Origin of the sequence: Actinocrinis puniceicyclus (genome assembly GCF_018283645.1) — a bacterium.
GTDB lineage: Bacteria > Actinomycetota > Actinomycetes > Streptomycetales > Catenulisporaceae > Actinocrinis > Actinocrinis puniceicyclus.
In genome coordinates, this window is the sequence record NZ_JAGSXH010000165.1 from 1 (window position 1) to 9,697 (window position 9,697).

7 protein-coding genes are annotated in these 9,697 nt (G+C 69.9%); 2 read left to right on the plus strand and 5 right to left on the minus strand.

The genetic code is table 11. From position 1 onward, the window contains the following. Window positions 1-400 precede the first annotated feature (400 nt). From KGA66_RS26255 to KGA66_RS26265, 3 genes are all read right to left on the minus strand, one after another. Window positions 401-3,700 carry a sacsin N-terminal ATP-binding-like domain-containing protein gene (locus KGA66_RS26255; protein ID WP_211471772.1) on the minus strand — a complete coding sequence of 1,100 codons (3,300 nt, stop codon included), beginning with the start codon at window positions 3,698-3,700 and terminating at the stop codon, window positions 401-403. A gap of 500 nt (window positions 3,701-4,200) precedes the next feature. After that, window positions 4,201-4,785 (minus strand): helix-turn-helix domain-containing protein, encoded by a 585-nt coding sequence (locus KGA66_RS26260; protein WP_211471774.1) that lies wholly within the window; start codon window positions 4,783-4,785, stop codon window positions 4,201-4,203. A gap of 159 nt (window positions 4,786-4,944) precedes the next feature. Further along, the gene (locus KGA66_RS26265) at window positions 4,945-5,475 is read right to left on the minus strand and encodes an ATP-binding protein (protein ID WP_211471776.1); all 531 of its coding nucleotides are present in this window, start codon (window positions 5,473-5,475) and stop codon (window positions 4,945-4,947) included. 115 nt (window positions 5,476-5,590) lie between these two features. Between KGA66_RS26265 and KGA66_RS26270 the strand changes: the two genes are divergently transcribed. Both KGA66_RS26270 and KGA66_RS26275 read left to right on the plus strand, forming a co-directional pair. Next, the gene (locus tag KGA66_RS26270; RefSeq protein ID WP_211471778.1) at window positions 5,591-6,400 is read left to right on the plus strand and encodes a helix-turn-helix domain-containing protein; all 810 of its coding nucleotides are present in this window, start codon (window positions 5,591-5,593) and stop codon (window positions 6,398-6,400) included. Further along, complete coding sequence (locus KGA66_RS26275) at window positions 6,397-6,609, plus strand: DUF397 domain-containing protein (RefSeq protein ID WP_211471780.1); 213 nt, start codon at window positions 6,397-6,399, stop codon at window positions 6,607-6,609. Before KGA66_RS26270 ends, KGA66_RS26275 begins: the two co-directional genes overlap by 4 nt. 186 nt (window positions 6,610-6,795) lie before the next feature. Here KGA66_RS26275 and KGA66_RS31885 read toward each other — a convergent pair whose 3' ends face one another. Next, window positions 6,796-7,791: a BsuBI/PstI family type II restriction endonuclease gene (locus KGA66_RS31885; RefSeq protein ID WP_211471781.1), complete on the minus strand. Its 996-nt coding sequence runs from the start codon at window positions 7,789-7,791 to the stop codon at window positions 6,796-6,798. Beyond that, window positions 7,784-9,334, minus strand: a complete 1,551-nt coding sequence (locus KGA66_RS26285; protein WP_211471783.1) for an Eco57I restriction-modification methylase domain-containing protein — start codon at window positions 9,332-9,334, stop codon at window positions 7,784-7,786. The genes KGA66_RS31885 and KGA66_RS26285 overlap by 8 nt, the downstream gene beginning before the upstream one ends. Between the last annotated feature and the right edge of the window lie 363 nt (window positions 9,335-9,697).

Genomic DNA, 9,697 nt, shown 5'->3' on the forward strand with positions numbered 1-9,697 from the left:
CGGTGAAACCTGCCCGCCACCCCGCCACCGCCGCGCGCCGCGCGCCGCGCGGCGCGACCCCCGCCCGCGGAGCATCCCCGCCGGATCCCGGCGCATCAGGACCCGGATCGACGCGGTCACCGCCGCCGGAAACCACCAGCCGCGCGTCCGACCCGCAGCCGGCCCACCGCGGCGCTGCCACCTGCCGCTCGCCGACATCCGCACGGAACCGCTGCCCCGTACACCGGCACCGCGGACTACCGGCCCGTACACCGGCAGCGCAATAAATCAATACACGAAGACACTCTCCGGCGCTACCGCACACCGCACACCGCACACCGCACACCGCACACCGCACACCGCAGCCCGAATCCCGGAACAGCGCCCGCGCACCCCCTTCAGCCGGCACGCACCCGGGCGGCTACTCGAAGTAGGTCTCCGCGGCCAACTGACCGGCCCGCTCCGGCTCGGCCAGCACCGCCGCGATCAGATGCCTGCGCTCCCAGCGCCCGGCCGCCCACGCCAGCGCCCGCGCCAGACCGTCGAACGTGGAAGCGTGCACCTGCCCGTCGACCACCCGCCAATCGCTCTCCACCTCACCGTCCAGGATCAGCTCCTCGTGCTCGAAATAGCTCTCCGGCGCCCCGGGCAGCAGCTCGAGCACGACGCCCGGCACCGGCTGGCACTCCCCCTCGGAGGTGACCCGGCCCTGCACCAGCTCACCGGCCAGGCTCACATCGAGCAGGTCGGCGAGCCGCTCGGCGTTGCGCGCCGCCACCGCAAGACAGGGCACGCCCTCCAGCAGCGCAAGCAGATCCGGGGCCTCGACGACCGCGACATCGGCCGCGTCCACCAGCTGCGGGCGCCCGTCGACCAGCGCGCGCAGCACCCGCGGCGGATCGACCCGCTCCTGCGGCACCTGCGCCAGAGCGTCGTACAGCTCCACCAGCTGCCGCGCGCCGACCTCGAAGCGCGCATCGGCCAGGCGCCCGAGCAACTCGTCCGCACCGCCCGGCGAATCCAGCAGCGCACCCAGGCCCGCGCGCACGCCCAACCCCTCCAGCATCTCCCGCGGCAGACGCGAAGCATCAGGGTACTGCTTCCGGTCCTGCGGGTCGTCCCCAGGCCCCGGGATCTGCTCGTAGAGCCCGCTGAGCAACCCGCCGCCGATGGCCAGATCCGCCGGGCAACGCCCGTCCAGGACCGGATGACGGCCAAGCCACCACGAGGTGTACGACGGCAGGCGCAGCGAGCGCCCGTCACCGGTGAGCACCCTCATCGGCTCGGTCACCGCCGCACGCAGACCCGGCCCGGCCAGCAGATCCAGCGCGGCCGGCCAACGCTCGCGCGCCACCAGATCCAGATCGCGCACCGCGACCAGCTCCGGGGTCACCGGCGGCGCGTCGCGCGCCCCCGCCGGCAGCAGCTCGCGCACCTGATCGAGCCACTGCTCGAACCCGTCGAGCTCGAACAACGAGCCCTCGCCCCCGGGCGCGGCATCGATACCGTCCGGATCGAACAGCACATCGGCGGCCCGCACCACCGTGAACGTGTCGAGCACACCGACCGCGCGCAGCGTCTCGCCACCCCACCGGCGCACCCACTGCGCGTCGACGCAGCCGAACGCCCCCGGTTCCACGACCCCGGCCAGCGGGGAACCGGGCAGCAGCAGCTCGCGCGCCGGCGTGTACACGCCCCGCTCATCGGGCAGCAGCAGGTCACCCAGGCCGAACCGCTCACCCGGGCGCGGAGCGGCAGCCCGCACCAGGGCCAGCACCGCCTCCGCCAGCGCGGCCGGATCCTCACCCTCCTGCGGATCGGCCTGCGGAAGCCGGTCGCGCGCGGCCGCCAGCGCGCCGCGCACCGCCGGATCAGCCAGCACGGCACGCGGCTGGGCCGGGCGCGCGCCGAGCCGTTCCAGCAGCCCGTACGCCCCCGGGCCCAGCGCGGCCGGGTGCACCACCCGCAGCCCGAGCGGCCGCAGCGCGTCCCACCGCAACTGCTCCAACCCGCCGCCGCCGAACGCCGCGGCGCCCGGGCCGCCGCCGAACAGCAGCGCGCCGGCCGCGCCGCGCACCATGCGCCCGTCGGCCAGCGGCACCGGCAGCGCGCCCAGCGCCTCCCGGGCGCCCGGATCGTACCCGGCGACACCCTCGAGCGCCGCGTAAAGCCGCCCCCACCACGACGGCTCCCGCCGCAACGCGGCCAGGATCTCCACCAGCGCCGACAACTCCAGCCGCCGCACCCGCAGCGCCCCCAGCGCGACGGTGTCGCGTTCCCAGCCGGCCGGCAACAGACCTGGCACCACGTCGGCAACCGCCGCGACCAGCGCCTCATCGCAGGGCACGATCACGGCCGCGTCCTGCGGGCGCAGCGGCTCACGCCCCCCGTCCGCCGCGGGCAGGCACGCGGTGCGCGGCAGCAGCCGGACGATGCGCTCACGCAGCGCGCCGTCCAACGCGCCCTCGGCGACCGGACCGGGAACCAGGCGCAGCAGACCCGGATCGCGCCGCGGCCACTGCGCCACCAGCTGCGCATACGCCGCCGCGGCCTGATCGAGCAGGAAATCCGCCAGATCACCGGGCGCGACGTGGCGGCGGGTCGGATCCAGCGGGAAGGAACCGATCAACAGCGCCGGCAGCCCCAGCGGCTCGTCGGTCGGCGTCGGGGCGTGCACGACCGGCGCCGTGCGCGGCCGCAGCGGCTCAGCCGCCGCAGCAACAGCAGCCGCGGCCGCCGCTTCGAACCCCCCGCCGGGGAACACCGCCTCCCGCGCACCGGCCCCGCCCGCGTCCGCCTCGGCGTCCAGCGGCACGGCCCAGGTCACCGACCAGTACGGTCGGGCGCGCTCCTCGACCGGGCGGTTGGCCAACAACAGCGGGTCGAGCGCCCCGTGCGCCCGCGAGAGCCGCCACCGGGTCGTGCGCGACCCGTCCGTGACCACCCACTCGTGCTCGCCGCCGCTGCGCGAGGTCAGCGTCCGCGTCGTATCGCCGTCCTCGACGACGATCTCGGCCAGCCGCGGCAACGCCAGCAGCAGCGCGTCGTCGATCTCACCCAGCAGCCGCCGCGCCAACTGCTCGGCGGCACTGTCGCGCAGCGGCAACACCACCGCGGTGTCGTACCCCTCCGGCGGCACGCCCTCGGCGGGGAACGGAAGACGCAGCACCGGGATGCGCCCTTCACGGCGCCGCAGTTCACGCCCCAGCTCAGGACTGCGCACGGCCACGTCCTCGACGGCGGCGCGCGCGTGCGCGGCCGAGAAACGCACCGAACCCTGCCGGGAGAGCACCACCGGTTCGTCGCTGACCGCGAGCACCGCGGCGAACCCGACGCCGAAACGCCCGACCGTGCCACCGGCGCCGCCGACCGGGTCGCCCGCCGCACCGCCGCCGTCCCATTCGTCGCGCTTGGAGGACGCACGCAGCGTGGCCAGGCCCACCACACCCGCCGCGTCCAGCGCACTGCCCGTGTTCGCCGCGACCAGTTCGGCCGGCCCCGCGGGCGGGCGCCGCAGGCTCAGGCGCAACCGGCCGGCCCGCCCGGCGCGCGTCGCGGCGTCGGCCGCGTTCTGCGCCAGCTCGATCACGACCCGGTCCCGGTAGGCGCCCACCACCAGGTCCTCCTCCAGGTTCGCATCCTCCCGGAAGCGCACCGGGGCGGCCGCCCAGGCGTCGAGCACCCGGCTGCGGATCGCGGCGGTATCGAACCGGTCGGTCACGGTCCCCTCCCCCATCGTCGGCTGGCACGCGCCGGCCGCACGGCCGCCGCCCGCACAGGCTACCGGTCGCCAGGCCCCGCCGAATCGCCCCCGACGCCGCCCGCGCCACGCCCCGGCACGGCCGTGCGTGCGAAGATGCGTCATCCGGCCGAACACCCCGCGGCCGGCCGGCCGCACCCGGCCCGCATGTACGACTACTGGCTCGGTGGGCACTCCCTCTAAACACATTCTGCCGCAGGTCAGAGATCGTGCCAGCATCCTGTTTCCGTAAGTGTGCTGCCTGCCGGGGCCGCGCCCAAGGCTGGGGCGGAAGTCGGGTGCATCTCCTCAGCGGCAGTCTGCGACCTGCCGGGCGGCGGGCGTCCCTGGCAAGACACGCCTTCCCGTCTTGGCAGGGACGTTCGTCGGCTGGCACCCTCCGGGGCCGCTGAGGAGATGCACCCGACCGACCCACCCGACCACCCACCTACCGGCGGCCACCAGCGGAACGGCCGCGCCGCTCATCTCCGAGGCGGCAACTGCCTGGTTGTCTCTGTGCGCTCGCTCGGTGAGCCGTGGACGGCTGGCCGTGCCACCGGAGCGCGTTCCAGAGCGGCGGCCTGTCCGCCGCCGGAGATACGGCGTCGGCGCAGTGTCATGTCGTGGGTGCTGCGTAGCAGAGTTGCGATGTCGTCGAGGTAGCGGGCGACAGTAGGCAGCAGGTCGCGGGCGGGGGTTTGTTGGTCGGCGTCGAAGAGTCGGGCGATGGTGTTCTGTGCGAGCATGACCGTTTCCTCGGTGGCCTCGGTGGGTGTGGTTGAGGCGTAGCGGAAGTGGTTGCTCGGGTTGCCTGGCGCGGTGTTGCTCGATTGCTGGGAGCCGGCTGGTGGTTGGGTCGAGGTGTCGCGGAATCCGAGGCGGTTGTACGGCGTGCCGGTGGCGGCTTGCAGTGCGCGCCGGTAGTTGGGGCGGCAGGAGGCATTTCTGCCGGACTCCCAGTTCTGTACAACGCGTTTGGTGCAGCCGTTGGGTTCGCGCAGTTCTTTCCCGGCCTGTCGGATGAGGGCGGCGAACTCGCTTTGGCTGAGGTTCATGGACTGGCGCACGGCGCGCAAAGCCTCGTTGGGCTGGCGTGGTACACAGGCAGTGGTCACGAGGAAGGGGCTTTCTATCCCAGGTCAGTAGGTACGGCCAGGTCGCTGAGCGGAACGAGGGCGCGGCGGGCCTCGGCCTGGCAGTCGGCATGAGTCGGGCGCGTCCACGGGCTACGCGAGAGCGGGCGCGGTCGGGATGCGGTTCGTCGGCTGTGGTGGCTGTGTCGGTCGCAGCCTTACGGCGGACAGCGCTTCCGGCCTGCGCAGTGCGATTTCGGCCCAGACGATCTTTCCGCCGTTCTCGGCGAGGTAGGTGGTGCCCCAGCGTTCGCTTTCGGCGTGCACGATGCGCAGTCCCCGGCCGTGCTCGGCATCCGGGTGCTGCGACTGGAGCACGGGTGTCTGAGTGCTGGCGTCCCAGACTCCGATGATGAGACCGGTGCTGCGCAAGACGAGCCGGACACGGATGACCGGCACGGTGGCGAGTGCGGCGTAGGTGGGGTGGGGGTCGGTCGTGCCGGTGGCCTTGACGGCGTTGGTCACCAGCTCCGAGGTAATCAGGGCTGCCACTTCTGCGGCTTCCGGACGCTGCCAGGTGTGCAGTGTCTGCCGGACGAACGCGCGGGCACAGCTGACAGCGGTGGGCACGGCGGCGAAGCGCAGTGCGCTGACGAAGGGGCCTGACGGATTGTGCGTGGACATTGGGATCACCACCTGCGATGGTGACGGGTGACCTAAGCTTGCAGCCGAGGAACTACGCAGAGCGATAGGTCCAGGCCCTACAGGCGGGGTTGTAGAACCGGAGGCGATCAGGCCCATGGCTGCACCGCTCGATCTTGACCCTTCCTCCTCGGTGCTGGCGTACTTCGGCAGCGAATTGCGTCGTTATCGCATCGCCGCGGGGCTGAGCCAGGAACGGCTCGGGGAGATCGTCAACTACACAGGTGCGCTGGTGGGCTTGATTGAGACGGCCAAGCGCACTCCGTCGCGAGAATTCGCAGAGCTCTGCGACGCAGCGCTAGGGACGGAAGGGGCGCTCAGTCGATTGTGGCCCCTGGTCAACCGCGGCAGCTTCCCGAGTTGGTTCCGTGGGTACGTTGAGTTGGAAGCCGCGGCGACAAGCATTCAGTGGTTCGAACCGCAGAATGTTCCTGGTCTGCTCCAGACTGAGGATTACGCTCGTGCTCTGATTCAAGCTTGTTGGTCGGACAGCGTTGAGCAGCAGGTGTCCGCTCGCATGGAGCGACAGCGGGTGCTTGACGATCCAACATCGCCTGTGTTGTGGACCATTCTGGATGAAGCCGTTCTGCATCGGCCGGTCGGCGGCCGAGAGATCATGCGCGGGCAGCTGAGGCGCCTTGCCGACCTCATGCGAGCGCAGCGCATCGTGCTGCAAGTGCTGCCATTCGAGGCCGGTGCGCATGCCTGCTCCGATGGAGCCATGATCATGCTGGGATTCAGTGAGGGTCCCGATGTTGTGTACATCGAAGGTTACGGCAGCGGCCAGCTCGTCAACCTGCCAGAAGAGGTCAAGCGGTGTCGTCTCAGATACGATCTGGCACGAGCTGCCGCGTTGTCGCCCGAGGCCTCGGCAGCCAAGATCGAGGCGCTGATGGAGGGGCCATGAGCCAGAACCCCAATCTCGCCAACTTGACATGGCGGAAGTCGACTCGCAGCGGCGGCCAAGGCGGGGCCTGTGTGGAGGTCGCCGATCTGCCGGACGGCGGCGTGGCAGTGCGCGATTCAAAGGACCCCGACGGGCCGAAGCTCGTGTTCACCGGCCCGGAGTGGCTGGCGTTCATCGGCGGTGTGAAGGACGGCGAATTCGACCGTTAGGTGCGTGTCAGGCCCGACCGACGTCCGGCCGCGTTCAACGAGAACGAGGCGGCCGGCGCTGGGCGCGCAACTTGGCCAGGGGCCGGCGGCCGGGGACGCACTCGGACGGTGACCGAGGCCGTGGCAAGCGCCTCACGTTCGGCGCGGGCGTGCTCCGCTAGGAGCGAAACAGTCGCCTGATGACGGTTAGTCGTCTTCGTGGTCGGTGGGATGCGGGCCAAGGAAGCGGTCTCCGTTGAAGTGGATGAGATGGCTGGAGTTGTCGGCGCACCATACGTCCGTTTCCCAAGCAATGTCCTTGAGGTACTTGCGCAGCTCTGCTCGTGACGGCAGGCAGGAGATGAACACCAGTCCGGCCTGTGAGTCCTTGAACAGCTGCTTCAGCTCGGTGTGTCGTTTGCCGTCGACCGGGCCGTGGGAGGAGGCAGCTTCCACCAGCACGAGCCAGCCACGATCGGGCAGATGGACGATGATGTCCGGCATCTTGCCGTGTGAGTCGACGTGCACGCCGAGTTGTTCGAGCCGCTGTCGCTCGAACACGCTCCACTTGTCGTCAGCATCACCGAGATAGAGGATCACGCCGCCCGGGGTGAAGCGGGGGCAGAACTCCTCGACGGCTTGCCGGATCAGAACGTTCTGACCACCGGGGCTGAGGGTGACCTGGCTGCCGTCAAGCAGAGTGACCGGGATGCGGTGTAGGCGGCGCTCGGCAGCGCGCATGTCGCGCAAGCTGGGCAGATCTTGACGATACGACAACAACCGTGCCTCAAAGTATGCGCTCTGGTACGCCCGCACGAGGTCCAGCGCGGCAGGTTCCAACTGGTAGCACGCGCGAGGGGAGTTCACCGGACGTCGCGGATCATCCGGGTTGTACGCGACCAGCCCGGCCTCGACGAACTGGTGCAGCGTCTGACGGCGGATTGTCTCGCGGGTATTGGGCTTGTAGTCAGTGCCGTACTCATCGCGTATCCACGCGATGATCTCTAACGTGCGCGACAGTGCTGCCCTTGCCTCGGACCACGGCTCATCGGCGCGCAGTGCGGACAGCGCGAGCAGGACTTGGGCGGAGCGCTCGTTGCACCGTTCGGCGTCAAAGTCCAGATGGCCCAGCAGTTCGCGGGCTTCGGCGATCCTACGTTGGCGCGCGGCCCGGCCGGTCCCGGACGAGGGGGTGTCAGTCACGGCCGCCCAGCGTATTCGAGCACGCCGACACGTGCGTAGTGATCAATGCGTCGATCTTGTCCTGAGATGGTAGTGGCCCCTGGGTCCAGTCCGAGCCAAGCGCAGTCAGCTCGCTCACGGCAGGGTAACGCAGGTTGCGCAGGTCCGTGGCGTTGACCTGGGTGTGGCCGCTGAAACGGCGCACGAGCAGATCTAGGACCGTGGAGTTAAGCCACAGGGTCATCCCTCGCGCCAGTTCGGGATTCAGTCCGCACCCGTCAGCGTGCACGACGTTGACGTGGTTCTCGAATCCGATCGCCTCGCACGCGGTGTCCTCAGGATCGAAGAGCGCGGCAACCACACGGCGGCGTTCCTCTTTCGAGGAGAGCCGTTTGACGACCGGATAGTAACCCGTGGGGAACGTGAGCTTCGAGGTGTCGGGATTCAACGCGATCGCGTTGCACTTGCGCGCTCCCGGTACCGGCCAGGAGATCCGCCCGTCACGCATGTGGAGTGGATAGATCAGCGGTACATCTCCGGGGCACGGTTCGGGGTGCAGGTGCTCTGCGGCGCGGAAGTCGACCACGCGCCCGGTGGAGACAGACAGGCCAAGATCGGCGAGGCTAGCGGGCAGCTCGGTGGACAACTCGGCGAGAGCGTCGGCGTCGTCGTCGAGGTCGATGTGCCAGAACCGCTCGGCGTCCCGGGGATGAACCACTTGTTCAAAGGGCACCAGGCGACTCGCCGGTTCGTCGCCATGCCCGTTGCTCACTGAGATCATGACGGGTGGGCGGCGGGGGGCATCGGTGCGCCGAGCGGTGAAGATGACGTTCTCTTGCAGCACGTCAGTGTCGGCGAACACGCTGGTGCGCGAGTGATAGACGTGCAGGCGCTCCAGCTCCATTCGATCGAGGAAGAAGCGCCGGAAATTCTTGAAGTACGGGCCATTGGTGAAGCTGCGCGGGGTGATCGCCACCAGCTGGCCATCGTCGGCCAACAGCTGCACCGCGAGCGCGAGGAACGCAGCGTACAGATTCGACACGTCCGTGGCGGCAGCCGCTACCAGGCTCCGCTCGGCCGTGGCTCGACCGAGCTTGCGGTACGGCGGATTCATGATCACTACATCGAAGAGATCGGCACCCCCGAAAGCCGCCGCCTCGGCCGCCCACGCGATGAAGTCGCCCTCTCGCAGCTCGTAATCAACGCGCCCGCCTACGGCGCCTGCCGACGTGGCGCACTCCTCAAGCGTCTCGCGCAGCGGCGCGCATAACAGGGGATCCGCCTCGCACGCGGTGACCTGGACTTCCACGTCTGGCTGCTCGCGCAGCACGCGCGAGACTAATGCGCAGGTCAAGGAACCAACACCGGCGCCGGGATCGAGTACCCGCAGGACGCGGCGTCGGGATAGGTCGAGTTGATCGGCGATGAACGCGGCAGTCGGTGCGGGAGTGAAGAACTGCCCCATCTGCGCGCGCGCCTTGTTATCGAGACGCGCTGAGACCGCCTGGCGACGCTGTTCCACGCGATCCAACAGGCCGTGTGCTGCTTCGAGTGCCGTGCCCACGGCCCAAGCCTAGGGCTCGACTCTGACGAACCAGCGCCGACAGGAGCCAATGAGCGCAGCGAGCCACGTCATCGACGGGAACGCGTGTCTGGGTCTGTCCGGGTCCCACGCAACGATCAGCACGAGTCCAAGGGTAGGCGGCGGCACGGCGGTAACGATCGCCAAGACTTCGACGGGGTTGATTGATAGCGGTGTGGCACGCGTCGGCGGGGGCGCGAAGCGGCCCGGCCCTTGATGAAGTATTCGCGCTTTGTAACACATCCTGACCGCTCAGATATATGCGGCGGAATGAAGCCGGGAGAATCGCCAGGCTCAGCGCGTCGATCCGCCGAGACGTTGAGTCGGCGAAGCCGTCCGCTTTCA